The following is a 24986-nucleotide window of genomic DNA, read 5'->3' as shown; positions in this document are numbered from 1 at the left end:
CTCCCTAGAGGCGACGTTGACAGATCACCCCTCCGCTGAGCAAGGCCCAGAGCCGTGTCGAAGTGCAGGCAATATCGGCGATGCGCACCAGCGGCAGCCCCTCATGCTGGGCCTGCCAGCTCTGGCCCAGATCGTGCGAGCGGAAGATACCGCCGCCCGCCAGGACGAAGAGCAGGCGCAAGCCCTCATGCAGGCAGGAGACCACGCGCCGAATACCGCCGCCGCCGTGGCCGACCGGGCTACGGCGCCAGGTGCCGTCGGGCTGGGCGACCAGCAAGATATTGCCCACGCCCAGGGCCAGCGGCTCGGCACAACTGGCCACGAGGGGCCAGTTGGTATCAGCCTCCAGCCCACGAACCCAGGTGCTCCCGTCGTCGGTTGAATACCAGAGGCAGACATGGTACTGTCGTGGGTCGTAGGTTGCCGCCACCAGGTGCTCGCGGGTGGCCTGCAGCGCCACCAGGGGCGTCACTCCAAAGGGGGGCGCCAGTTGGTGCCAGCTCGCCCCATCGTTGGCGCTATGCCAGAGCCGCTGACCGCTGCCGCTGGCCACCCAGATCTGGCGAGCCGGGCCGTCACCGGCCCAGGTGATCAGGGTATTGCCCTCCAGGGGTTCCGCCAGCAAGAGCTGATGCTCGCCACTTCTCGGCCAGAGGCGCAGCAGGCCCTCGGGGCCGGCCAGCAGCAGCGTCTCGTCGTCAACGGCGGCGCAGCCCGTCAGCGGCAGGGTCAGTCCTTGCAGGCGCTGCCAGGTCGGCGCCTCATCTCTGGGGGTCAGCTCGAGCTGAAGCGGCGCCGTATGCGTCCCCAGCAACCACAGCCGCTCACCCTGGGGCTGCAGACGCAGGAGATCATGCAGCGGCGGCGTCGGCAGCGGACGCCAGCTCTGGCCATCATCCTCGCTTAGCAAGACGCCCTCGGCGCAGCCGGCGTAGAGCCGTCCCTGTCCCTGGCGCAAGACGTGCACCAGGCGACCATCGACCGTCTGCCAGCCGCGCCCGCCGTCGGCTGAGCGCAAGAGGCCGCGCTGCGTGCCCAGCAAGAGCGTTCCCCGCTCTGTCGTAAAGAGCGAGAGGGGCTGCACCCCCTCCAGGCCATCTGGATCTTTTAGGGGCTGCCAGCGCTCGCCCTCGGTCCCGGCCTCGGCCTGCAAAAGAGCGCCGTTCTCCAGGACCGCCAGCACTCCCCCGTCAGGCAGGCGCGTCAGGGCCTCGACCGCGCCCTCACTGCTCTCCAGGACGCGCCGCCAGCCACGCCCGCCGTCGCGCGAGCGATAGAGGCCCTCATCCGTCGCCAGCAGCGCCGTCGAGCCATCGAGCCAGAGCAGATCGGTAATTTCCTGACTTTGCAGACCAAAGGAGACGTTGCGCCAGCTACGGCCCCCGTCGGTACTGCGCAAGACGCCATTGGCCAGGGTGCCGGCCAGCAAGGTGTTATCGCTTCCAAAGCGGGGCGAGGGTGCCAGGACCGTCACGCCAACGCTCCCATCCTCGATCTCGGCGCGCTGCCAGCCGGCTCCACCCGTGAGGGAATAGGCCAGGCCCCCATTGCCACCGGCCAGCACGAGATTGCCGTAGGCCCACAGGACCGTCACCGGGGCCGGTGGCAAGAGCACTGGCCCCGGCTCCCACTCCTCAACGCGTTCCCCCAGGGCACTCACCGCGCTCCGATAGCAGGCCACGCCCCCCAGGCCGCCGGCCCAGAGGCGTCCCGGGGCCGGCGCCAGCGCATAGATCGGCGTCGGCAGCTCCGGAAGCGCCAGCTCGCGCCAGCCCTGCTCGTCTGGAGTTGCTCCACTGCCCGCTGTCATGCTCAACAGCAGACACCTCCTTCCTCGTTGCTTGCGGCACAGGTCGGGCGCCCCCTGAAAGGGACGCCGTTAGCCTCTTGTCATTATCGCAGAGCGCCGCAAGCCCGCAAGCCCTTGCCACCTGCTCCGCCATCGGCCAGCCGCCGCAGCCGGAGCAGGCCCTGGATATCCAGCCAGACCGGATCGGATCGGGCTGGGCCGGACCGGGCTGGTCTCCGGTAGCCAGGAAACTCAGGCGTTGAAGACCACGGCATCGGTCGTAATCAGCATCGTCGCCAGGCTGGCCGCCGCGCGCAAAGCGCCGCGCACAGTAGCGCAGCAATCCAGAATACCCCGCTCCCACATCGAGGCCACCTCACCGCGCAGGGCATCGAAGCCATAGTCGGCTCCCCGGCGACGCGCCTCCTCCAGCACCAGCGGCGGATGCAAGGCTCCGTGATTGCGCACAATCTGCAAAAATGGGGCAGAGAGCGCGGCCTCCAGCAGGGCGACACCCGAGCGCTCATCCTCGTCAGCAGAGGCGGCCCGCGCCTCCTCCAGGGCCGGAAGGCAGTTGAGCAGAGCCACGCCGCCACCGGGCACCAGGCCCGTCTCGTAGGCCGCCTCCAGCACACGCAGGGCCTTCTGGGCCTGCTCCTTCCTCAGTTCCAGCTCGTGCTCGCTGACAGCCCCGACCTTCAGCACGCCGATCCCGCCCGTCAGGCGGGCCAGGCGCAGGCGCAAAAACTCCCACTCGCTATTTTTCCCGCGCGGGGTCTCTCGTAGCTGAGCGCGCACCGAGGCAATGCGCTGCTGAAGGGTCGCTCTCTCTCCCTGGCCGCCGAGAAGAGTCACCCCAGTCGGAGTCAGGATGGCCTGCTGAGCATGCCCGATATGCTCGCGCCGAACGTGGCGGCAGAGCGTGCCCGTCAGCTCCGAGAGGACAGCGCCCCCGGTCAGAGCCGCCATATCGGCCAGATCATCGTGCACCAGGGTGGCGCCGCTGGAGAGCACCAACAAGCCGAGCGTCACCAGGCCACGCACGTGGTTAGCCGTCAAGAGCGTCAGGGCCGGCCCCGAGAGCGCACGGGCGACCAAGAGCAGCGGGGGCCGGCAAGGCTCCGTCAGGACCAGTTCGAGCATCGGCAACACCTGCTCAACGTCGTGCAGCTCCTCGTCGGCCAGGACAATCCAGGGCTGGCGCAGGATCAGCCCGGCCTCCCCCTCCGGCAGCAAGGCGCGGGCCGGCAGGTAGCCATCCCACTTGCCGCCCCGAATATACTCGTGGTCCAGACCGGGGCGGGGCTGCTCCTCCACAACCACTGTCGAGCACGGTCCCAGCACCTCGAACATCTGCGCCAGCACCTCACTCAACTCGGGATCGCCGGTGGCGCCCAGAACAAGGGCCTGCACCTCCCGACAGCTCCCCAGCGGACGCGCCTGACGCTCGAGGGCCACCTCGGCAGCCAGCACGGCGCGCTGCAATCCGCGGGCCAGAGCTGGCGGGCTGGCGCCTGCCGCCAGCCGGCGACAGGCCTCGTGCACCAGGGCCCGAACCATGACGGCCGCCAGGGCCACCCCATCGCCGTAGCGCTCGTGCAGCTCGAGAGCCATCTGGCGCAGGAGCATGGCCCCCAGATTATCGCTGCGCCGGCGCAGAGCAATAATGCGCCGCGCGATCGTACTGGCATCGGCCAGCACCTCGCACTCGCCGGGATTGCGCTCGTTGAGCACCAGGGTCCGCGCCGGCCCCAGAGTCATGGCAAGAGGCCGCGCCAGCAGGTCGATCCCCCGCACAAGCAAACGCAAAGCCCGCGGCAAGAGGATCAGCGAAGGCTGTTGCGCCGCCCGCCGCAGCTCAGCCACCAGGCGCCGCGCCTCCGCCAGCCGATAGCCGGTCGTGACCTCCCGCGGATCACGCGGCCTCATCGTCGTCATGGCAGCTCCACCCTCAGCTCACCGCGACGCGCCAGCAGCACCAGCGTCCGCCTCCAAAGGAGCAGGGCCGCCAGGACGGGCGCAATCAGGAAAAAGCCGGCGATCGAGAGATAGCCCACGAGCATGATGGCCAGAACCAGCAGCAAGCTACAGGCCGTCGCGAGCGGATAGCGCCAGGCCAGGCGCAGCGCTCTCCCCCCCAGCAACCAGGCTGGCTGCTCAGGCTCGGCCAGAAAGAGCGGTCCCCAGTAAGCGGCGCTGAACAGCAAGACCAGCAGCCCCAGGCGCAGCAGCACATCGACCAGCAAGAGCCTGACAGGCCCCACAGCCACAATCAACAGGCAGAGCAGGCCACAGAGTCCTGGCAGAGGCGCCAGCGTGCGCAGGCTTGGCAGAGCCAGGCGTCGCAGCTCAGCGCCCAGCGTGACCAGGTCCAGCGGCTCCTGCCGATTCAGGCGCGCCACCCCGCTAAAGAGCAGGGCCGTCGCCGGCATGAGGGCCAGGGCGCTGTAGGCCACCAACAGCAGGCGCAGTCCCAGCGGCCAGCCAGGCCAGGCCAGAGCCACCAGGGCCGGCAACAACTGCAAGGCCCAACCGACATTGAGCGCCACGAGCCGCTCCAACTGCTCGCGCAAGAGCGCGAAAGCCCCCCGGATCGGACGGCGCAAGGTCTCTTCCGCCAGCGCGTCAGCCTCGAACTCCTCAAAGAACGGCATCGTCTCTTCTCCTCCCTGTGCCCGAAACAGAGACCATAAACATGCCAGCATAGCAGCATCCAGTCACCGCCCAGACAAGCAGAGCAAAGCGCTAAAGCACCGGCACGGCGGGCAGGCAGATAGGCAGCCAGGCAGCCAGAGGCGCAGTCCGCCTTTCCCCGCCCGTCGTGCCCCGCGGTACCCGTTGATACGTCGGCCAGCCGGGCGCTCGCCGACGCCTTCCCAGTCGCGCCGGCTGACCGTGCAGGCAGGTCCTGAGCGAACCTACTTCAAGCCCTGGATGCGCACGCCGCGCAGCAGATACTCGCGGCAGAGAATAAACATCACAAAGATCGGGAAGGTCTGCAGGAGAGCCAGGACCATCAGGCCGTTCCAGGAGAGGCCCGCCGCCAGGGCCGAGCGCATGGCTGCCGACTGGCTGAGAGCAGTGGCGCGATCCATCACCCCCGAATTGATGAAGTTGTTCATCACCGTATAGATCGCCAGAGCCGTCGGCGCCTTGTCGTTGCTCTGAATGACCAACTGCGGCCAGAGGAAGCTATCCCAGACGGCGTAGAACTGAATCCAGGCCACCACCGAATAGACCGGCACACTCATCGGGAAGACAATGCGGCGGAAAATGTTAAACTCCGAGCCACCATCGACGCGGGCCGCCTGCAGCACCGAGTCGGGGATAGTATCGAAGTAGCCCTTGAAGATCAGGTAATTGTAGGCGTTGAAGATGCCCGGCACAATGATGGCCCAGGGCGTATCGTAGAGCGAGAGCGTCGGGAAGGGCTGATCCGTGCCCGGCAGATTGGGAACGGAAGCCCCCGGAACAGCGAAAGGAAAATTGAGCGTCAGAAAGAGCATCGGGATCAGGAGCACGGCCAGCGGGATCATCAGCGTGCCGATAAAGAAGAGAAAGGCCCAGCGCGCGCGTCGTCCGCGCAGCAGCTTGCTGGTGGCATAGGCGGCCATCGAGGTCACCGGGATCGAGATCAGCAGGGTCACCGAGGTCATAAAGAACGAGTTCCAGAAATAGACCCAGAACGGTTCGCCCGCCGACCCGGCCAGCAAGGCTCCAGCGCCGCTGTTCTCGGCCCACTGGATCACCAGCTTCCAGGCCGCCAGCGTTGGGTGCAGCGGCCAGAGCACCGGCGTCGTCGACAGCGTATCCTGAGCCGGCGTGATCGAGGTCACAATCATGATGTAGAACGGCAACAGGTGAGTCAGCACGCCCAGCGAGAGCAGGATCACCATCGCCCACCAGCCCAGCCTCAGCAAGGGCTGCTTGCGACCAACCTTCGGAAAGAGCATAGACACAACAAACACCCTCCTTGTGCGACCTGCCAGCGAGGACGCCGGTCGCCGTGCAACGCTCCACTAGGCATCGGGGTCCTCCTTGAAGAAGGTGCGGAAGAGCACCACGATGGCAAAGATGGCCAGGAAGAGATAGATCGAGAGCGCCGTGGCATCGGCGTAGCGCTGGTTCTGGATATAGGAGAAGAGGTAGAGCATCACCGTGCGGCTGGCCCCCTCGGGCTGGCCGCCCGTCAGGATCTGCGGCCAGGTGTAGTCTTGCAGCCCCTGGATGATGCCGTAGACCAGCATCACAGCGATGACGGGGCGCAGGCGCGGCAGCGAGACAGTCCAGATTTTACGCCAGAAGCCAGCGCCCTCGATCTCCGCCGCCTCGAAGTAGGAGCGCGGGATGCCCTGCAGTGCCGCCATATAGGCCAGGCCGGCCACGCCCGGCCCAGCGACCACCACCGAGGGAAAGACCAGCCAGAAGAGAACTTGATGGGGATCGTTGAGAAATGGCTGGTGCGGCAAATGGAGAATGTCGGTGGCAATGTACTCCAGAAGACCGTACTGCTCATTGTAGAGATAGCGCCACAGGATGCTATTGGCGATGACGCTGATGGGCAGGAACCAGAGAATCATCATCCAGCGCATCAGGCGCGGCGGCAGCTCCATCAAGAAGATAGCGATCAGCAAGGGGAAGATAAAGGTCAGGGCCACCAGCATGGTCCCGTAGACAAAGGTGACGCGAAAAGCCTGACCCACCAGCGGATCATTCCAGACCCGCATGTAGCTCTCCAGCCCAGTAAAACGGCTGGGCAGCATGGGCTGAGCATCGGTGAAGCTGATCAGAAAGGCCATGACTAGCGGATACCAGCCCCAGACGAGCTGAAAGAGGGCCGCCGGCAAGAGAAAGAGCCAGGTCTCGAGCCGATTGCGCCGTCGCAGGCGCTGGGCCTGCAGGCCCTGGGCCGTCTCGCTCGCCCGCGCTGCCACCGCCACTTCGGTGAGCGATTCAGACATTGCTCCTACGCTTCCTTCCAGAGATCAATAGCTGCCTGGGTCCGTTATTGTCTGCTTCCTTCCGTTGAGCCGCCTGTCCGCAGAGCAGATCGGAGAGCGGAAGGCATGGCAGGCCAGCCAGCGCCCGCCCAGCGGTGCCTGGCTGGCTGACTGGTTGACTGGCAGTCACCTGCCCAGTCAGCCCCTGGGACGGCCCTCACCACCGGAGCAGAGGCCAGGGAAGGCGCGCCGCCCGGCGGGGCCAGGACAGACCGGGGCAGGGCTGGGCAGAGCCGGCGAGTCCGTCGGGGCCCGGCTCGCCAGCTCTGCCCGCCTGCCAGGTCAGCACAGCGACACTGGCCCTACGCGGGAGGCCGGGGAGGGTCATCCTTGCGCGGCTGACTCAGCCTCCCAGGGCCGGCAGCACCTTCTGCACATACCAGGGATGGAAGAGTTCCGCCGAGTAGAGCGGGGCGTACTTGGCCCAGAAGGCATCGAGGTCGGCAAAGAACTTCCTGGCACTGGCAATGAAGGTCTCCCGGGGCACGCTGGAGGAGAGCGAGGCGAACTGCGCGTTCTGGACGTTCTGCAGCTTCAGGAGGACCGCCGGGATGCTGTCCTGGGTATAGGCCAGGCCCGAGTTGGCGTCGTTCCAGGCGTCGCCCGTGGGACCGGGATTCTGCTCCGCCGGGAAGTAGAGGCCGGGGTCGGGCAACTGTGGAATGGCGGCGGCAGCGTTGACTGCCTGCATCGTCAGCTTGCCCCAGGCCTGTTCGGCGGTGCCGTTGATGCCATAGTTGATCTGCAGCTTCGACATCGGCGGAATCTCGAGAAAGACATCCTTGAGGTCATGAGTGACCTTGTAGATCTCCTGACGCTGCTTGACCAGCTCGTCCCCGATGATAAATTGCACCAGGAAGTCGAAGGCTTTAGCCAAGGCCGGCTTGTTGCGCTGCAGGTGGGGATCGATGGAGCCGATGGCCGAACCGGCCTGCGTGGCGCCGAAGGAGCCGAGATAGCCGATGGGATGCGAGATCCAGCCGACCACCTCCTCAAAGGGCTTGCCCACCCTGGCGGCAATGTTGACGGCGCTGGTCGGGTCGGTGACCGGGCGCGTGAAGAAGCCGGTATTGTTGGCCATCATGGCCACATCCCCGCGGGCAAAAGCCTGAGCCACGTCGCTGTCGCCCGTCGAGAGCGAGGAGGTAATCGATTTGTCCGTGAAGTACATGCCGCGCCAGTTCTCGATGACCTGCTCGTACTGGCTGAGCCAGGGGGTGAGATTGTAGCGCCAGGGCCAGGCGTTGGAGGGAGTCGGCTCCAGGCCGAGGGCTCCGTAGCCGGTCGGACCAGAGTTGAGGCCGTTGGCCTGCAGGCTCTGGTCGAACACGTAGAACTGCAGGGCCGCCCCCTTCATCTTGGCGGTGGTCAGGGCCCTGGCCAGCTTACGGAAGTCGCTCCAGGTCCAGCCTGGCGTCGGCTCAACCAGCCCGGCCTGCTGGATGAGATCGCGGCGGAAATACATGCCGTCGCCCGCCCCGTAGCCGCCCGGAGTGCCGTAGTAGCGCCCGTTGACCTTCCAACTGCGGTAGACGGGCAGGTAAATATCGGTGAGCTGACTCTCCAACCTGGTGCTGACGACCAGATCGGTGACGTCCGCCGCCAGGCCGCGCGCGAAGGCACTGCGCACAACATTGTTGATGAAGGAGCCGAGAATGTTGCCCTCAAACCAGGTGGGGGCGGTGCCGGCGGCAATGGCCTGGGTCACAGCGGACTGGCTCCAGATGTTGGTGTCGGTATGCTTGATCTTGACGCCAGGATTCTTTTTGAGCCAGTCGGCCAGAGCGTCGGCGTAGGCTTTGAGGGTGATGTTGCCCTTCTGCTGCTCGGCGGTGGGCATGGCATCGCCCGGCCAGCCGTTGGTCAGAAAGGTTACGTTGACGACCGCGTTGGAGCTGCTCCCTCCACAGGCGGCCAGCATGGCCCCACCCGCCAGGGCCACGCTCCCCGCAGCAGCAGCGCGCAGGAGCTGCCGGCGCGTCAGCGTCCTTTCGGGCGAGAGTAGCGGCTCAAGAAGGGTGCGCGTTTCGTCCGTCATGATCTTCTCTCCTTCTTTGGATGCTTCTCCGGTTGTCTGGGTCCATCCTGTCTTCCTGCATCTGAAGCCTGCGTTGGGCCGCGTTCAGGGCGGCCTGCCTCCGCTACCTGACGCGCTGCCTGTCCTGGCCCATCCCTCCAGCGCTCTGCTCGCCTGCCGACCCACCTCCAGGCTGCACATCAGTTCAACCGCGTGTGCGGTCAAGCTCTGGTCAGCCGCCGGGTCGCCCGTGACTCAAGTTCTAGTTATGGGAGCGATCCCAAAAACTCTAGTGTTAGTGTACATAACAAAAGGAGAACTGTCAAGTTTGCTACGGCATAACTCTATTCCACTTGTAAAGCCCGCTCCGAGCGCGGATCGAAGAGCACCAGGCGTCCAGGATCCAGCCCGATCGGCAGCTCGGCCCCTGCGGCCGGCAGGGCCTCCAGCTCCTCCGGCTCCGGCCAGACGGCTACCAGGCGCGGGGCCGGCTGCCGGGCCGTCGGCAGCTCCAGCGTGACCTCTACTTCGCCGATCAGGGGTTCGACCGTCAGAGCGCGGGCGAGACAGCGACAGAGCTGGGGTGAGGCGGCAGCCGCGGCCTGCTCCAGCTCCCAGGGTGGGACGATCTCGCGCGGGCGCAGGCCCACGATGATGGTCGGCTCCGGGCGGCTGGTCAGTGCCTGCTGCCAGGCGGGGTTGAGCGGCAGGCGCAGCTCGCCCAGGGCGCAGCAGGGGCCGTCCGCCCCGCTGACGATCTCTCCTTCCAGCAGGTTCATCGGCGGATTGCCCAGGAAGCGGGCCACGAAGAGGTTCGCGGGCCGCTCCAGCAGCTCGCTGGGGAGACCAACCTGCTGCAGGCGGCCTTCGGCCATGATGGCCAGGCGGTCGGCCAGGGCCAGGGCCTCGCTCTGATCGTGGGTGACGTAGAGGCTGGGAACGCCGCGCAGGCGGTGCACGGCCACGACGTCGCGCCGCGCCTGATGGCGCAGGCGCGCGTCGAGGTTGGCCAGCGGCTCATCGTAGAGAAAGACGTTGGCGTCGCGGGCCAGAATGCGCGCCAGGGCGACGCGCTGCTGCTCGCCCCCGCTCAGGGTGTCGATGCCCCGGCGCAGCAGCGGCGTGAGCTGCAGCTTCTCGGCGGCCTCGAAGACGCGGCGCTGAATCTCTTCCCGCGGCAGGCGCTGGTTCTCCAGACCGTAGGCGATGTTGCCGTAGACGTCCATGCTCGGGTAGAGGCCGTAGTCTTGAAAGACCATGCCGACCTTGCGCTGGCGCGGACTGAGGTCGGTGATGTCCCTGCCGCCCAGGAGGACGCGCCCGGCATCGGGACGCTCCAGGCCGCAGATGATGCGCAGGACGGTCGTCTTGCCGCTGCCCGATGGTCCGAGCAGGACAAAGAATTCTCCGTCTTCGATGCGAAAGCTGACGTGGTCGACGACGCTGCGCCCGTCGTAGCGCTTGACGAGATCCTGTACTTCGAGTGTGCTCACGCTCGCTCTTCCCTCTCGTGACTGGCTTGGCTGGTTTCGGACTCTCTCACCCTGACAGGCACCGGCTCGCTCGCCGTCGGCGCGGGCGCCGGCTGGCCCGGTTGGCGATCGTGCAGCAAGGCTCGCCCATCATGGGGATCAAAGAGGTGGATCTTGCGCAGGTTGACGGCCAGCGGCACTTCGCGCCCGAGATAGCTGCCGGGCAGGCGGGCTTTGAGGGTGGCGACGAAGTCGCGGGGGGCCGGCTCCAGAGTGCTCAGGTAGACGGTGCAGCCGCTGACGGTCGGCTCGATAACGTTGACGAGGCCACGGATGGTGCTCTCCTCGCTGACGGCGAAGTCGGCGCGGCGCGGCGGCTGCAGGTGCTCGGGCCGAATGCCCAGGTTCAGGCGCTGGCCGCTGTAGGGGGCGACGCGCTCCTGAAATTCCCTGGGCACGGGCAGGGTGAAGGCCGGATGCACCAGGCGCAGGCCCCCGTCTTGCCCAGGCCGCTCGTCAGGGCGCACCTCGACCTCGAAGAGGTTGATGCCCGGGGAGCCGATGAAGAAGGCGACGAACTGGTTGCAGGGCCGCTCGTAGAGATCGAGACCACTGCCAACCTGCTGCAGCTTGCCGTCGCGCATGACGGCTATGCGGTCGCCCAGTGCCATGGCCTCGGCCTGGTCGTGGGTGACGTAGACCGCCGGCTGCCCTTTCTGACGGTGCAGGGTCAGGATGTCTTCGCGCGCCTGATGGCGAAGCTGGGCGTCCAGGTTAGCCAGCGGCTCATCGTAAAGGTAGAGAGCGGCGTCGCGCACCAAGGCCCGCGCCAGGGCAACGCGCTGCCGCTCGCCTCCGCTGAGCTGGCGCGGCTTGCGCCCAAGCAGGTGCTCGATCCGAAAGAGGCGGGCCGCCGTCCCAACGCGCTCGCGGATGAGGCTGCGCGGGGCATGGCGAGCACGCAGGCCGTAGGCGATGTTCTCGAAGACCGTCAGGTGGGGAAAGATGGCGTAGTCCTGAAAGACCATCGCGACGTTGCGGTCGCGCGGGCGAATGTCGTTGACCAGACGCTCGCCAAAGTAGATGCGCCCGGCAGTGACCGGCTCCAGCCCGGCCAGCAGACGCAGGGTCGTGGTTTTGCCGCACCCAGAAGGACCCACAAGGACGAAGAGTTCCCCTGGCTGGATGCGCAGGTTGAGATCATCGACGACAGCCCGCTCCCCAAAACGTTTGACGAGATGCTCGATGACAATGCCTCCGCTGGCCGGACCCATCGGCTCTTCCTCCTTACCAGTCAAGATTGACTCCCTATGCTCTTGGCATCATGTTCATTCAATTGCTCATGGGACCGCTGTCTGTCTGTCAAACTGTCTGTCCGTCCATCCGCCTGGCTGGCCGGCTGATCGGCGGCGCGCGCCGCTCCCCGCAGGGCCAGGCCAGACCAGGAGCCGCCCGCCTAGAAGAGGTCCGGTGGGCCAGGACTGGCCAGGAGCCGCTCGTCGTCGGCGGCAAAGTAGAGGAGCTGCTCCCAGTCGGGCCGCAGGCGCCGCAGGCCAGCGCCCTCGCCGGCCTGCTCGAGGGGCAGAGAGACGGTGACGCGCTGCCCGAGCCAGGTACCGTAGAGGAGGGCGATGCGCTCCGTGGGAAGCTGCTCGCTGTGGCTGACCTCCAGCGGCCGGCCGTCCTCCTGGTCGCGCAGCCAGTGCTCGGCGCGTACGCCCAGGCGCAGAGGACCCGGCGGCAGGCTGGCGGCCAGGGAGGGCGGGAGCGGCCAGCTTTCTCCGGCCAGATAGAGGCGCCCTTCGCCCACGGCGGCGGGCAGGACGTTGAGGGGCGGGCTGCCGATGAAGGTGGCGACGAACAGGTTGGCGGGACTGTAGTAGAGGTCGTCAAAGCTGCCTACTTGCTCGATGCGCCCCGCCCGCATCACGGCCAGGCGGTCGCCCATGAAGATGGCTTCTTGCTGGTCGTGGGTGACATAGAGAGTGGTGACCTGAAAGGCGCGCAGGAGCTTCTTGATCTCGATGCGCGTCCTCTCGCGCCGCTTGGCATCGAGGTTGACGATCGGCTCGTCCATGAGGAAGATGGTGGGGTCGCGCACGATGCAGCGGGCGATGGCCACGCGCTGCTGCTCGCCTCCGCTGAGCGTCTCGGGGAAGCGGCCCAGCAGGTGCTGAAAGTCGACGCCCATCAGGTCAGCGGTGCGCCGTACGCGCTCTTCCATCTGCTCGTGGGTGTAGGCATGGTGCTCGAAATAGTAGGCCAGGTTCCCTTTGCTCTTCATGGCGGGATAGAGGGCGTAATCCTGAAAGACCATGCCGACGCCGCGGTCCTGGGGCTTGATCTCGGTCATGTCGACGTCGTTGTAGTAGATGCGCCCGTGAGTGGGGAATTCGAGGCCGGCAACGACCTTGAGCAGGGTGCTTTTGCCGCAGCCGGAGGGGCCGACGATGGCCAGGGTCTCGCCGTCGGCCACCTCAAGAGAGATGTCGCGCAGGGCCGGCTGGCGCCCCCCGGGACCGTCGTAGTCCTTGACGATGTGTGCGAGTCGCAGGCTGGTCATGCCTGTCTGCCTTCCTCCCTGAACTGCCCGGTGGTCGGCCCCGGCTGCTCGCTCTCCTCCGGACCGACTCCCGGCGATTCCTTTCTTCTCTGCTCTTCTGCTTCGTCCGGCTCTGTCTGTGCCCTCCGTTGCTTTGCCCTGTTGCGCTCCTCCCCGCTCCGCGCTCTCTCCCTCCGGCTCTCCTCGGGCCGCCAGCCGAGGCTTGTTGAGATTCTGTATTCTGTATTCTCTGTAGGCGGCGGCGGAGGAGCCGGCGCGCCGCGGCTGGTCTGGCGCCAGAGCAAGCGGGAAGATGGCGACCTGGCCTAGCTGGCCGGGGAGCCGGGGCCAGGAGCGGATCTTGGGGCGAGGCGGTTGCCGGCCCCGCTCTCGGCCTGGGCGGAGATCCGCTGGCGGTAGCCACAGGACTGGCGAACGATGAGGGTGGTGGGCAGGATAATCTGGGCGCGCTCGCGTCGGTTGTGCTCCAGTTGCTCGATGAGCAGCTCGGCGGCGCGCGTGCCCATCTCGACGCAGGGCTGGCGGATGGTCGTCAGTTCGGGAAAGATCATGGTTGTCTGCAGGAGGTCGTCGAAACCGACGATGGCCAGATCGTCGGGGACCTTGAGGCCGCGCTCCTGGACGGCGCGCACGACGCCGGCGACCATCATGTCGTTGGAAGAGAAGAGGGCGGTCGGCGGCTCTGGCAGGTCCAGAAAGCGTTGTGTCCAGGCGTAGCCGCTGGCGGGGGTCCAGTCGCCGTCGCCGACGAGGGCCTCGTCGAAGGGCAGGCCGGCGGCAGCCAGGGCCTGGCGATAGCCCTCCAGACGCGCATGGGTGCAGACGTCTTTGGCCAGCCCCTTGAGCATGGCGATGCGCCGGTGCCCCAGGGCGATCAGGTGCTCAACGGCCTGGCGCGCCGCGGCCACGTTGTCCACGTCGACGTACTGCAGGTCCTGGTCGTCCTCGGGGTCGTGGCCAACCCGCACGTAGGGCATGCCCGCCTCGCGCAGCATGGCGGCGCTGCGGTCCTGCCGGTCGCTGCTGATGAGCACGACGCCGTCGAAGTGGCGCCCGCGCAGCAGGCTGAAAAAGGTGGCCTCGTCCATGTCTTGCCGCCCGATGAAGAGCATCGGGGTGTAGCCCTGCTGGGCGCAGACCTGGCTCACGCCGCGCGCGATCTCGGCGAAGATGGGGTTGCCAAAGAGATGGTGGGCGTTGTCCGGCAGGATCAGGCCGATCAGGCGCGTCTTCCTGGTGACAAGCTGGCGCGCCGCCGCCTGCGGCGCGTAGCCGTAGCTGTTGATGACCTCCCGCACGCGCTCCCTGACGCTCGGCCTGACGTTGGGTTGCCCGTTGAGCACTCGCGAGACTGTTGAGCGAGATACCCCGGCAATGCGCGCGATATCCTCGATCGTTAATTGCGACATGAGCCACCTGCGCGTGTCCAGGTCAGTTACACGTTTACTTTTGGCTGAAGTATCGTGTACAATAGCTCTGGGATCGCTCCCACAACGCTGCTATGTGCAAGCTTACCCGATCCTCTTCCTCCTGTCAAGGGGTGCGCCGGCCGCTGGCTCCGGCCGCTGGCCCGGACAGGCGGGGGATGGCGCGGGTTGACTGAGGACAGGATGTCGGTACTATCGGACAAAGCAAGTAGGCATGCAACAAGGAAGGAAGGAAGAAGGAGTCTCTTCATGGCAGAGCCGGTTCCACTGCTTCCCTACAATCTGTACATGACTGAGCCGCCGCGCCTGCCGGTGCGCGGGCCGGAGGATGAGGGCGGTCCCGATTACGTGGTGGAGGCCAGGCTGCTGGAGCGCGGCGAGCGAAGCGTGCGGCTGCAGGGGCGCACGCTCAGCGGCTCGACGGTCCTGGTGACCCTGGGCCTGGTGGCCGACGGCATCGCGCGCGTCGTGCTGGAGGAGGAGCCTGATCCGACGCGCGTCCGCCTGGCGCGCGATCTGCCTCCCCCTCCGGCAGAGGTGCCGCTGCTGGTCGAGGAGCTGGCGACGGGCCTGGCTCTGCTCTCCCCCTCGTTGCGTCTGGAGGTGACGCTGCGCCCCTTCGGCCTGCGCTTCGTCGATGCCTCTGGCCGGACGCTGCTGGCCCAGAATTATAGTGAGCTGACCAATGTGCGCATGAAGCTGACGATCCTGCCCTTCGGGCTGAGCCGCGTCAATGGTCAGCGCGTGGCCTTCCACGATACGTTTACGGCGGAGCCGGACGAGCATTTCTTCGGCCTGGGCGAGAAGTTCACGGATTTCGATAAGCGCGGCCAGCGCATCACGACCTGGAATTGCGATTGCGGCGGGGCCTTCAGCGAGCGCGCGTATAAGAATGTGCCTTTTGTGGTCAGTTCGCGCCGCTATGGGATCTTTGTCGATAGTCCCTGCGCGGTTGATTTCGATATGGTGGCCAGCAATACGGCGACGTTCACGCTGATCAGTCGCGATAGCGCTCTGGATTATTATGTGATCGCCGGGCCGGATCTGAAGACGATTATTACGCGCTATGCCTCGCTGGTGGGCTTTCCGATTCTGCCGCCGAAGTGGGCTTTGGGAACCTGGATCTCTTCGGGCTTCCAGCGCGATAGCCAGGCCCAGGTTCTGGAACGGGCGCGGCTGATCCGCGAGCTTGAGATTCCTTGCGATGTGCTGCATCTCGATTGCTACTGGCAGCGCTTCGGGCGCTGGTCAGAATTGCTCTGGGATGAGGAGCGCTTCCCCGATCCGGCCGGCCTGATCGCTCAGTTGAAGGCCCAGGGCTTTAAGGTCTGTTTGTGGATTCATCCCTACCTGGGAACGGCCAGCGAGCGCTTTGCAGAGGGGGCGGCGCACGGCTATTTTTTGAAGAATGCCGCCGGGGAGCCGTATGTGGCCGATCTGTGGGGCGGCTTCCATCCGCCGGTGGCGATGCTGGATGTGACGCACCCGGAGGCGGTGGCCTGGTTTCAGGGGCTGCTGCGCGAGCAGTTGCGCCTGGGGGTGGATGTCTTTAAGACGGATTTCGGCGAGGGGATCCCGACGGATGTGGTGGCCTATAGCGGGATCGCGGGCGAGCGCTTGCATAATCTGTATGCTCTGCTCTATAACGATGCGGTGGCCGAGGTGACGGCCCGCGAGACGGGCCGCGCGGGCCTGGTCTGGGGCCGCTCTAGCTACGCCGGCGGCCAGCGCCACGCCGCTCAGTGGAGCGGCGACCCCAATGCGACCTTTACGGCCCTGGCTTCAACGCTGCGCGGCGGCCTGAGCCTCGGGATGTGCGGCCATGCTTTCTGGAGCCACGATATCGGCGGCTTTACGGGCCAGCCTTCCCCCGAGCTGTATATCCGCTGGGCCCAGTTCGGTTTCTTTTCTCCTCTGACGCGCGCTCACGGCAATAGCTCTCGCCTGCCCTGGGAGTTCGGCCCGCAGGCGCTGGAGATCTTCCGCTTCTATGCCCGCCTGCGCTATCGCTTGCTGCCCTATATCTATACCTATGCCTGCATCGCGGCCCGCACAAGCCTGCCGCTGCTGCGGGCAATGGTGTTGGAGTTCCCCGATGATCCGGCTACGTATACGCTCGATCTGCAGTATATGTTCGGCTCGGAGCTGCTGGTGGCGCCGCTCTACCGCGCCGGCGGGGAGCGCCCGGTCTATCTGCCCGCCGGTCGCTGGGTCGATTTCTGGAGCGGGGCTATCCTGGAGGGGCCGCGCACGCTCCAGGTCCAGGCTCCCCTGGAGCAGCTCCCGCTCTATGTGCGCGCTAATTCGCTGATTCCGACGACGGAGCCGGTTCCCTTCGTGCGCGAGGAGCCGTTCGCCTCGGTGACCTTCGAGGCCTATCTGTTGCCGGAGGGAAGCGGCAGCTTTACGCTCTGCGATCTGGATGGGGAGACGACGGTGACGGCCCATCTGCAGGGCGGAAGGCTGGCAATCGAGGTAACGGGGGCCAGGCGCCGGCTGGGACTGCACTTGCTGCCGCTGGCCGGGCGGCCTCCGGTGGAGACGGTCCTGCTCAATGGCCGGGCCTGCCCGCGCTGGGATGCGGCCAGCTCCGGCCCAGAGTTGGGAGAGGCGGCTCTTGCCCCCGCGCAGGCTCCGGCTTCGGGCTGGCTCCCCCTACCCGATGGAGGGATTCGGGTGACGATGGTCCTCTGAGATTCGTCCTGTCTGGCATCATGCCCAGGAGGAAATGCATGGAGGCCTTTCCACCGTTGAATCCGCGTGCTCCTTTTATCTGGTACGGTGGCGACTACTATCCTGAGCAGTGGCCACGCGCGCTCTGGGATGAGGATCTGCGCCTGATGCAGGCGTGCCGCTTCCGCGTGGCAACGGTGGGCGTCTTTAGCTGGACGGCCTTGCAGCCGGCGGAGGAGCGCTTCACCTTCGGCTGGCTCGACCAGGTGCTCGATAAGCTGGCGGCGGCGGGCTGCAAGGTCTGTCTGGCAACGCCAAGCGCGGCTCAGCCGGCCTGGCTGTCGCAGCGCTATCCCGAGGTGCTGCGCGCCGATGCGACGGGCCGCCGCCGCCACCACGGCTGGCGCGTGAATTATTGCCCTACTTCTCCTCTCTATCGCCGCCTGGCTTCGGAGCTGGCCGCTCGCCTGGCCGAACGCTACCACGCCCATCCGGCTCTGATCGCCTGGCATGTCTCGAACGAGTATCTGCCTGCCTGCTATTGCGAGCAGTGCGCGGCGGCTTTCCGCGATTGGCTGCGCCTGCGCTATGGCAGCCTCGATGAGCTGAATCGCCGCTGGTGGACGCGCTTCTGGAGCCATACCTTTACGGATTGGTCGCAGATCGAGCCTCCTTACGCCAACGGCGAGGGGTCGATCCATGCTCTGACGCTGGATTATCGCCGCTTCCAGAATGAGATGTTGCTGGAGTGCTTTAAGCTGGAGCGGGAGGCGATCCGCCGCTTCTCTGGCGATGTGCCGATTACGACCAATCTGATGCGCTTTTATCGCGACCTCGATTATCGCCTCTGGGCGCGCGAGATGGATGTGGTGGCCTGGGATTGCTACCCTTCCGTGGAGGATGAGCCGCTGGATATCGCCCTGGCCCACGATCTGATGCGCGGCCTGCGCGATGGGCAGCCGTTCCTGCTGATGGAGCAGTCGCCCAGTAGCCAGAATTGGCAGCCGTACAATACGTTGAAGCGCCCGGGGGAGCTGCGCTTGCAGAGCTTTCAGGCCCTGGCCCACGGGGCGGAGTCGGTCATGTTCTTCCAGTGGCGGCGCAGCCGCGGGGGGATCGAGAAGCTGCATGGGGCGGTGATCGAGCATGGTGGGCGCAGCGATACGCGTGTCTTCTCCGAGGTGCAGGCCCTCGGTGCGGAGCTGGAGCGCCTGGGCGCGCGCACGCTGGGCGGGGTGACGCCGGCTCAGGTGGGCTTGCTCTTCGATTGGGAAAACTGGTGGGCCCTGGAAGACTGCAGCGGCCCAACGCGCGAGAAGCGCTATCTGGAGACGCTGCGCTCCCATTATGCTCCTTTCTGGCGCCGCAATGTGCCGGTGGATGTGGTGTTCTGGGATTCTCCGTTGGAGCGCTATCGTTTGTTGGTGGCACCCTTGCTCTATTTGCTGAAGGAGGGACTGGCGGAGCGCCTGGCGGCCTTCGTTCAGGAGGGGGGAAGGCTGCTGCTGACCTATTTGAGCGGGATGGTCGACGAGTGCGATTTGGTCTTTGAGGATGGCCCGCCCGGCCCTCTGCGCCATCTGCTGGGGATCTGGCAGGAGGAGATCGATGCGCTGCCTCCAGGACGGACGAACCGTCTGGTCTTGAACGATGGACGCTCGTTTGTTTGCGGCCATCTGTGCGCGCTGATCCATTGCGAGGGGGCCGAGGTCCTGGGGCGCTACGGGGAGGATTTCTATGCGGGACGGCCCGCGCTGACGCGCCATCGGGTGGGCCAGGGCCAGGCGTTTTATCTGGCCTGCGAGCCGGAGCCGGCTTTTCTGGAGCTGTTCTATGGGGAGCTGTTGGAGGAGCTGGGGATCGCGCCGGTCCTGGCGACTCCTCCTGGCGTGGAGGCGACTCTGCGCCAGACGGCCCGCGAGCGCTTGTTGTTTGTGCTCAATCACGGGCGCGCGCCGGCGACGGTCTCGCTGCCGCCGGGACGCACCTTCGAGGAGCTGCTCTCGGGCCGCCAGGTGCAGGAGCGGTTGACGCTGGCCGGTCTGGGGGTGGCGCTTCTGGCGGAGCCGCTCGAGACGACGGGGGAGGGCCCGGCCGCCTGAGTGGGCCGCCCCCCGGCGCCCCCCTTACTTAGTTGGGGGGCAGGATCTTGAGGACGCCTCCGCGCTCGCCCGGCGGGTCGGCGGGCAGGTCGATGTGCAGGCCGCGGTCGTCGCGCTGCCAGCGCAAGGGGGCGTCACCGCCCAGAAGTTGGACGGCGCCAATGGCCTGGGGCGCCTGCGGCCCTCCGGCGGCCAGGGCCTGGATGCTGATGCGGCCCCCCTTCGGCCAGACGGGCAGCAGGACGTAGAGGGTCTGGCCGCGCCGCGTGAAGCGCAGGTCTCTTTCGCTAAAGGCGCTCTGCTTTTCTTCGCTGAAGGGGCCGCCAACGCTGGTGGTGGGACCTTCTCCGTGGAGGTGCCAGGGCTGGCTGTCGTAGATGGCTTCGCCGTTGATGGCCAGCCAGCGCCCGAGCCGACGCAGCAGGTCGCTTTCGGCTTCGGGAATGCTGCCGTCGGCGCGCGGGCCGATGTTGAGCAGGAAGACGCCGTTCTTGCTGACGGTGTCGATGAGGTCGTCGAGCAGGGTGCCAAAGGTTTTGTAGTCCTGGGCGCTGGTGTAGCCCCAGGAGTTGCGGGCGAGGCTGGTGTCGGCCTGCCAGATCCGCGGGCTGAGGGTGGGCCGGCGCCCGCGCTCGATGTCTTCGACGGCGCAGCCTTCGTCAAAGGCGCCTTCTTTGTAGGTGATGACGACTTCTTCTCCCCACTGGGCGGCCCGGTTGTAGTAATAGGCGGCGAAGCGCGCCAGATAGGGCCGGAAGGCGGGCCGGGCGATCCACCAGTCAAAGTAGATGAGGGCGGGCCGGTAGCGCTCGACTAGCTCGTAGAGGCGGGCCAGCCAGTCGTCAAGGAAGGCTTGATCGGGCGGCTCGTCTTCGGAGCGCGCCGGCCCGTAGAGGTCGGCGTAGCGCGGGTCCTGAACGTCGCTGGGCAGGCGCCTGCCTCCGTTGAAGAACCACCAGTGCTCGGCCCGGTGCGAGGAGAGGCCAAAGGTGAGGCCGGCGGCCCGCACGGCAGCGGCTAGCTCTCCCAGGACGTCACGCTTTGGCCCCATCTCGACGGCGTTCCAGCGCGAGAAGGAGCAGCGATACATGGCGAAGCCGTCGTGGTGCTCGGCGACGGGGACGACGAAGCGCGCCCCCGCCTGACGGCAGAGGTCGGCCCAGGCGGCGGGGTCGAAGCGCTCGGCCCGGAAGCGCGGGAAGAAGTCTTTGTAGCCGAAGCGCTCGGGCGGGCCGTAGGTGGCCAGGTGATGGCGGTGGGCCTCCGTGTCGGGCAGGTACATGTTGCGCGGGTACCATTCGTTGTCGTAGGCCGGGACGGCGTAAGGCCCCCAGTGGATGAAGAGGCCAAAGCGCGCCGCCGCGTACCAGGCCGGCACTCGCCAGGCACGCAGTGCCTCCCAGTCGGGGAGGTAGGGGCCGGCCTGGGCCAGCCGGTCGATCTCTCTGAGCGCTTCCTGCTGCTCATAGCTTTTATGCTGCTGCACGGAGAGGCTCCTCCTTTCCGTCGCTTTGCGCTTTCTCTTGCCTGTGAGTCCCATTCGGCATGGCGGGACTCGGGTCGGGTGAGAGGGAGACTTCAAGGGTCTGGCCGCCCGCGATGGCTTATTTCACTGCCCTCATTTCGGTATCCTCGAACTTTCGCCACCCTTAAACGGATCGGGGTCGCCGGCGGCGCCCCCCGCAAGAGCCAGCCCGGCTCGCCCGGGAGGACGGGTTGCTTTCTTCGGCCTCTTCGCCACCTGAGGCTCTGTTTTTGGGACCTCTGGGCCTCGCTTTGCTTCCGCTCCCCCTTCAGGAGCAGAGCAGACAGGGAGGAGGTTGGCACCTCGGCGGCCGGGCGGGCGAAGGACGAGGTTCGAGGGAGCTGCGGGCCGCGCTCTTCGCTCTGGCTGGCAGGCGAGCGGGTCGACGACGCGGTCGGCCGGCAGCTTCAGGCCCCGGCGATGGATCAGGGGGGAGAGCGGCGGCCTGGCGACGACGCTGCCCGGGCAGGTCGAGCGGGAGCGCTGGCGGGCGAGGCGGAGCGGGGACCGCAGGAGGATGGCTTGCAGGACGGTAGAGCTTCCTGCCGGCTCAGCCAGGATGGGCTGCGGCTCAATGGGCCTCTCCAGGGAAGCGGGGGCCTGGAGCAGGCCGGGAGGGCGACAGCAGCGGCGGCTCGCGCTGATCCCGGCGACGGCCCGGCCCGCCCAGGCGACGACCAGGCTGGCCTCGAGACGATCTCTCTCCCGAGCGTTGCTGATCAGGGCGCGGCGCAGGCCGCGCCGAGGCGGGAGGGCGGCGGTCTGGAGCAGTCTGGCGGTCAGGCCCGCTCGCTGACAGCCGCCGGCGCTGGTCAGCCTGGGCCTGGTCTGCACTGCTGTCCTCTTTCGTCGGTCAAGCGGCGGCTACTCCTTCCTTGCCCTGGACGGGCGTGCTGCCTTCTCGGGCCGCTGGTAGACCGTCAGGCACGCTCTACAGGAAAGGGTAACAGAGGGGTCGCGCCCCTGTCAAGTGGGAACGCTCTCAGGGGTGGCCGGCAGGCCAGGGACTTGCAAAGAAGGACACAGCGGCGGGACCGGAGGGCGCCGTGAAGGGGGCTACGACGCCACTCCGGTCCCCGTCCGCTGCGCCCGGATCAGAAGAGGGCGCTACAAAGAAGGGCGACAAAATGAAACAGGAGAGAGGTATCTGGTGTAAAGAACTACTCACCGCCTTTGCGAGGCGCAGCGAGGTATGACCAGACCTCGCCGGCTGCGCCCCTTGAGCTGAGCCGCGGCGCGCCGCGCTCAGCGCCTGGCTCACCTCTCGCCTCTCGCCTCAGAGAATGCACCACGGCTCGCCGTCAAGCTGTGGATAGTCGCGCCGATGGATGCGCTCCGCGCAGCCAGGACTGCAGGCGCTGAAGGCGATCGAGGCGTATTCAAGGACCTTGTGCAGGCAGAGGTCGCTGGCGATGCGCAACTGCCACTTTTCCGGCAAATAGCGGTACTCATGGGCCACATAGTCGCGCAGCTCCTGGGCCAGCCGGGGAGGCATGCGCAGACCATAACGATGGTCGGTCAGGCGACCACAAATACAGCGGGCGGGCGCGCTCGCTTCGGGAGAGGGGGCCGCCTCTCGCTGGGACGGCGGCGGCTGGCCGGCGCGGTCCTGGTCCTGGTCGATGAGGGCCGCGCGCTCTGTCTGCTCTGGCATGGCGTGCTTGCTCCTTTACGTTTCTCGCTAGCTAGAGCTGGCCCGACGACGAGATGGACGAGCATGGCCAGATTGGGCCGGATTGAACGGGACAGGGTTCGCTCCGACCCGACCGACTCGACTCGACCCGACCCGGGCGGCTCCGACCGGGCCGAGCCGGACCGGGCCAGGCTGGGCCGGGCCGAGCCGGAAGCGGCGGCGGCGCCAGCCTGACCGGCCAGGACGCGGCGGGCGCGCACCCCAAGACCCCCACTCCCGAGAACACCGGGGCCTTGGCGCTCGACACCCTGGCGCCCGACCGGCGGGCTGGCCCAGCCGCTCACCCTGCCTCCCTGCAGCTTCTTCCCCCGCTCCTCCTGAAACATCCCTGATCTGAGGCTGCAGCGGACGTGGCCGGCCCGGGTCCGGGGAGCTGCCGCAGGCTGCACGGGCCGCCCACCAGGGCGCCGGTGCCAGGGCCCACGATCAGGGCCGGCGCCTGGCCGCCAGCCGGCAGGGCTGCGGCCCCCAACGGCCCGCCCGCGCGCAGCGAGAGTGCGAGCGGGCCGGGGGTGATGGCTCGCAGGAAAGGAGCGTCGGTACGCGACCACGATCCGCCCGGGATCCCTCCGGGCCTGTCGCTGGCTGCTCCTCATGCCGCTCGTATCCCCCCAGACGGCCCCAGAGGAGACCTCGCGCCGACCCGCCCGGGCCTGGCCGGGCTCGGTTCAATCGAGCCAGGCCCGCAACGCGCCAGCGGAGCTACCCCTGCAGGCCGCCACGAGGATGAGGACGAGCCGGCAACAGGTGCATCCAGTTGAGCAAGGAAGAATCTCAAGGAAAGGCAATGAACCGGGAACGTTCCCCCCGCACTGACGGGTGGGTGGGCGCAACGTCCCGCCTGCTTGTCGCGCCCCAACGCTCCACCCCCATAGCTCCCGCGGGGGACGAGAACGGCAGGAGACGAAAACGATAGAGCAGCTCGCGCTCGCCTCCTCCTGACTCCCGGTACCAAATCTGCACCTCCACTGGTACAATCACAAAACGCTTCAGCCGCCGGCAGTGCGCCAGAAGTTGATAGGGCCAGCGATATTCTCCCACCAGAGCCGCCGGCCGGCTCAAGCTCTTCCGCTCCGGATGGATAATCTCTAGTTCATATGCCATAGTTCACGGTGCTCTTAAGTTCATTGTACTCGCGGGCCAATAGCAATGAATCGGTGTTCTTTTTGCATCTTTAGTCACCATAACGACTCACAAAGACGCTAGCCATCCTCTCCAGGTTCCGTCTCTGCCGCTCCCCCCTCCAGCTCCCGCTGAACGCGCCTCTCTCCTAAACGCAGGATCTCCTTCCCCGCTCGCTCAACAACGATGACGAACGGGTCAAAGGCCGGCTCGGCACTTAGCTCCCGCAGGATCTTCCAGACACATCGCCCACAGGCAGCAGGCAAGAGAAAGAGGTCGCCCCCACCCTCGCGATAACAAATCACCAGGTACGGCTCCCTCTCCCCCCCTCCCCCAACCGGCGGCAGGTTCATCTCTTACCTCCAGGTTCCTCTGTAACATGAGAGCCTGTTTTCCTCTACAAGATTAACATCTATCTTCCAACGTTTCCAGTACGTAATTAAGTGACTTTAAAAGATAATCTAAAAAAGTGATCTCGATAAGTTACTCAACGAGGTCACTCAATTGAGTGACTTGATCTGGAGACTCCCCATAGAACAGCTCACTCCGCTATACTCCTAAGTAAATCTCATCAATGAGGCTTATTTGCGAGCGAGAATATGTTCAGGTTACGAGTAGAAGAAGTTATTAGACGACAGGGTAAAACAGTGGGATGGGTAGCAAGAAAGGCAGAATTATCCTATTCCGTCGTCAGGAGGATGGTCAAAGACCCTCACTACATGCCGCAGGCCAGAACACTCATGCAAGTGGCCAGGGCACTCAAGTGCCGAGTTGAAGATCTAGTCGAGTACTTCCCCGATGAGGAAGATGCCTGAGCTGCTGCCTGTCTTCGACTCCTTCCACTGTTCGCTCCCCTAGCTCATCACAAAGGGAAGCCGTGCTTCCCTTTGCTTGTTATCCCCATGGTTAGATAGCCCCACCTAAATAGATAGGTGTGCTCACATATATTTATTTACACCTATCTATATAAATAGTTGTAATTAACCGGGTTCTTTTAATCAGATAAGTACACTTATAATTTTTTCAGTGGTGCAAATAGAGCTGGTGGTCTAAACCGCTCAATTGCATCCCCCAGAGCAGCTTCCATATGCAGGATCAGAGGGCGCTTAGCTGGATGCGATAGTAGTGAAAGCAGGGCTATTGCTTTCGCGTGGGGAGCTGTTTTGGGGAAATTTTACACAAGATGGGCGACAAATTCAGGAAGGAGTAGAGGATGTACCGTCTACGAGTCAAGGAGGTCCTTCGTGAAAAGGGCGTCACACAGACATGGCTCGCACGGCACACGACACTTACTGAAGCAATGGTACGACGACTAGTACGTGACCCCTCGTATCTCCCCTCGATAGCAACAATGGCCAAGGTTGCTAAAGCACTGCAGGTCCATATCGATGATCTGATTGAAGAGATTCCCGATCTACCTCCATTTACTCAGGTCACTGAGTCGCCGCTCTCCTCACAGACGCACCCGCACGAGGGAACAGGTCAGCAGATCAATAGGCACACCACCCGCTGATTAACGTACGGAACTAAAGCAGTCAGGTTGTCCGGACAAAATGAGTTTTTTTTCCTGCTCTCTAGCGGGGCGTGAGGTAAGGAGCGTCAG

At 65.7% G+C, this 24986-nt stretch carries 18 protein-coding genes; 4 read left to right on the top strand and 14 right to left on the bottom strand.

Annotation, left to right across the window (positions count from 1 at the left end):
- Window positions 1-4: 4 nt before the first annotated feature.
- The 10 genes from ACFMO7_RS02965 to ACFMO7_RS02920 form a co-directional block, all read right to left on the bottom strand.
- Window positions 5-1810 (bottom strand): WD40/YVTN/BNR-like repeat-containing protein, encoded by a 1806-nt coding sequence (locus ACFMO7_RS02965; RefSeq protein ID WP_376794092.1) that lies wholly within the window; start codon window positions 1808-1810, stop codon window positions 5-7.
- Between the two features lie 231 nt (window positions 1811-2041).
- Window positions 2042-3727, bottom strand: a complete 1686-nt coding sequence (locus tag ACFMO7_RS02960; protein WP_376794041.1) for a TCP-1/cpn60 chaperonin family protein — start codon at window positions 3725-3727, stop codon at window positions 2042-2044.
- On the bottom strand, window positions 3724-4443 hold the full coding sequence (locus tag ACFMO7_RS02955) for a hypothetical protein (RefSeq protein WP_376794040.1): 720 nt from the start codon (window positions 4441-4443) through the stop codon (window positions 3724-3726). The genes ACFMO7_RS02960 and ACFMO7_RS02955 overlap by 4 nt, the downstream gene beginning before the upstream one ends.
- Window positions 4444-4707: 264 nt before the next feature.
- On the bottom strand, window positions 4708-5742 hold the full coding sequence (locus ACFMO7_RS02950; RefSeq protein ID WP_376794091.1) for a carbohydrate ABC transporter permease: 1035 nt from the start codon (window positions 5740-5742) through the stop codon (window positions 4708-4710).
- Between the two features lie 66 nt (window positions 5743-5808).
- Window positions 5809-6750, bottom strand: coding sequence for a carbohydrate ABC transporter permease (locus ACFMO7_RS02945; RefSeq protein WP_376794039.1), 942 nt, complete (start codon window positions 6748-6750; stop codon window positions 5809-5811).
- 382 nt (window positions 6751-7132) lie between these two features.
- Window positions 7133-8827, bottom strand: coding sequence for an ABC transporter substrate-binding protein (locus ACFMO7_RS02940; RefSeq protein ID WP_376794038.1), 1695 nt, complete (start codon window positions 8825-8827; stop codon window positions 7133-7135).
- 323 nt (window positions 8828-9150) lie between these two features.
- The gene (locus tag ACFMO7_RS02935; RefSeq protein WP_376794037.1) at window positions 9151-10299 is read right to left on the bottom strand and encodes an ABC transporter ATP-binding protein; all 1149 of its coding nucleotides are present in this window, start codon (window positions 10297-10299) and stop codon (window positions 9151-9153) included.
- Window positions 10296-11576, bottom strand: a complete 1281-nt coding sequence (locus ACFMO7_RS02930; protein WP_376794036.1) for an ABC transporter ATP-binding protein — start codon at window positions 11574-11576, stop codon at window positions 10296-10298. Before ACFMO7_RS02930 ends, ACFMO7_RS02935 begins: the two co-directional genes overlap by 4 nt.
- Window positions 11577-11734: 158 nt before the next feature.
- Window positions 11735-12841, bottom strand: a complete 1107-nt coding sequence (locus ACFMO7_RS02925) for an ABC transporter ATP-binding protein (protein WP_376794035.1) — start codon at window positions 12839-12841, stop codon at window positions 11735-11737.
- A 305-nt stretch (window positions 12842-13146) separates the two neighbouring features.
- Window positions 13147-14250, bottom strand: coding sequence for a LacI family DNA-binding transcriptional regulator (locus ACFMO7_RS02920; protein WP_376794034.1), 1104 nt, complete (start codon window positions 14248-14250; stop codon window positions 13147-13149).
- A gap of 267 nt (window positions 14251-14517) precedes the next feature.
- On the opposite strand from ACFMO7_RS02920, the gene ACFMO7_RS02915 reads away from it, so the two are divergent.
- Together ACFMO7_RS02915 and ACFMO7_RS02910 are read left to right on the top strand one after the other, a co-directional pair.
- On the top strand, window positions 14518-16962 hold the full coding sequence (locus tag ACFMO7_RS02915) for a TIM-barrel domain-containing protein (RefSeq protein WP_376794033.1): 2445 nt from the start codon (window positions 14518-14520) through the stop codon (window positions 16960-16962).
- Window positions 16963-17000: 38 nt separating this feature from the next.
- Window positions 17001-19043, top strand: a complete 2043-nt coding sequence (locus tag ACFMO7_RS02910) for a beta-galactosidase (protein ID WP_376794032.1) — start codon at window positions 17001-17003, stop codon at window positions 19041-19043.
- 28 nt (window positions 19044-19071) lie between these two features.
- On the opposite strand, the gene ACFMO7_RS02905 is transcribed toward ACFMO7_RS02910, so the two are convergent.
- The 4 genes from ACFMO7_RS02905 to ACFMO7_RS02890 all read right to left on the bottom strand — a co-directional run bounded on the left by ACFMO7_RS02905 (window position 19072) and on the right by ACFMO7_RS02890 (window position 23736).
- Entirely contained in the window at window positions 19072-20529 is a 1458-nt protein-coding gene (locus ACFMO7_RS02905; RefSeq protein WP_376794031.1) for an alpha-L-fucosidase, read from the bottom strand.
- A gap of 1315 nt (window positions 20530-21844) precedes the next feature.
- The gene (locus ACFMO7_RS02900; RefSeq protein WP_376794030.1) at window positions 21845-22222 is read right to left on the bottom strand and encodes a hypothetical protein; all 378 of its coding nucleotides are present in this window, start codon (window positions 22220-22222) and stop codon (window positions 21845-21847) included.
- 813 nt (window positions 22223-23035) lie between these two features.
- Entirely contained in the window at window positions 23036-23365 is a 330-nt protein-coding gene (locus ACFMO7_RS02895) for a hypothetical protein (protein WP_376794029.1), read from the bottom strand.
- A gap of 98 nt (window positions 23366-23463) precedes the next feature.
- On the bottom strand, window positions 23464-23736 hold the full coding sequence (locus tag ACFMO7_RS02890; RefSeq protein WP_376794028.1) for a hypothetical protein: 273 nt from the start codon (window positions 23734-23736) through the stop codon (window positions 23464-23466).
- A 246-nt stretch (window positions 23737-23982) separates the two neighbouring features.
- On the opposite strand from ACFMO7_RS02890, the gene ACFMO7_RS02885 reads away from it, so the two are divergent.
- Window positions 23983-24198 carry a helix-turn-helix domain-containing protein gene (locus ACFMO7_RS02885; protein WP_376794027.1) on the top strand — a complete coding sequence of 72 codons (216 nt, stop codon included), beginning with the start codon at window positions 23983-23985 and terminating at the stop codon, window positions 24196-24198.
- 398 nt (window positions 24199-24596) lie between these two features.
- Window positions 24597-24896 carry a helix-turn-helix domain-containing protein gene (locus tag ACFMO7_RS02880; protein ID WP_376794026.1) on the top strand — a complete coding sequence of 100 codons (300 nt, stop codon included), beginning with the start codon at window positions 24597-24599 and terminating at the stop codon, window positions 24894-24896.
- Window positions 24897-24986 lie beyond the last annotated feature (90 nt).

Source organism: Thermogemmatispora sp., assembly GCF_042408735.1.
GTDB lineage: Bacteria > Chloroflexota > Ktedonobacteria > Ktedonobacterales > Ktedonobacteraceae > Thermogemmatispora.
The sequence above is the reverse complement of the archived record's forward strand: the minus strand, read 5'-3'. Positions and strand labels throughout refer to the sequence as shown.

Coding starts and splice junctions, on each gene's coding strand:
- ACFMO7_RS02965 (WP_376794092.1), bottom strand. CDS start 1,810: ATGACAGCGGGCAGTGGAGCAACTCCAGACGAGCAGGGCTGGCGCGAG.
- ACFMO7_RS02960 (WP_376794041.1), bottom strand. CDS start 3,727: ATGACGACGATGAGGCCGCGTGATCCGCGGGAGGTCACGACCGGCTAT.
- ACFMO7_RS02955 (WP_376794040.1), bottom strand. CDS start 4,443: ATGCCGTTCTTTGAGGAGTTCGAGGCTGACGCGCTGGCGGAAGAGACC.
- ACFMO7_RS02950 (WP_376794091.1), bottom strand. CDS start 5,742: ATGCTCTTTCCGAAGGTTGGTCGCAAGCAGCCCTTGCTGAGGCTGGGC.
- ACFMO7_RS02945 (WP_376794039.1), bottom strand. CDS start 6,750: ATGTCTGAATCGCTCACCGAAGTGGCGGTGGCAGCGCGGGCGAGCGAG.
- ACFMO7_RS02940 (WP_376794038.1), bottom strand. CDS start 8,827: ATGACGGACGAAACGCGCACCCTTCTTGAGCCGCTACTCTCGCCCGAA.
- ACFMO7_RS02925 (WP_376794035.1), bottom strand. CDS start 12,841: ATGACCAGCCTGCGACTCGCACACATCGTCAAGGACTACGACGGTCCC.
- ACFMO7_RS02920 (WP_376794034.1), bottom strand. CDS start 14,250: ATGTCGCAATTAACGATCGAGGATATCGCGCGCATTGCCGGGGTATCT.
- ACFMO7_RS02915 (WP_376794033.1), top strand. CDS start 14,518: ATGGCAGAGCCGGTTCCACTGCTTCCCTACAATCTGTACATGACTGAG.
- ACFMO7_RS02910 (WP_376794032.1), top strand. CDS start 17,001: ATGGAGGCCTTTCCACCGTTGAATCCGCGTGCTCCTTTTATCTGGTAC.
- ACFMO7_RS02900 (WP_376794030.1), bottom strand. CDS start 22,222: ATGCCAGAGCAGACAGAGCGCGCGGCCCTCATCGACCAGGACCAGGAC.
- ACFMO7_RS02895 (WP_376794029.1), bottom strand. CDS start 23,365: ATGGCATATGAACTAGAGATTATCCATCCGGAGCGGAAGAGCTTGAGC.
- ACFMO7_RS02890 (WP_376794028.1), bottom strand. CDS start 23,736: ATGAACCTGCCGCCGGTTGGGGGAGGGGGGGAGAGGGAGCCGTACCTG.
- ACFMO7_RS02885 (WP_376794027.1), top strand. CDS start 23,983: ATGTTCAGGTTACGAGTAGAAGAAGTTATTAGACGACAGGGTAAAACA.
- ACFMO7_RS02880 (WP_376794026.1), top strand. CDS start 24,597: ATGTACCGTCTACGAGTCAAGGAGGTCCTTCGTGAAAAGGGCGTCACA.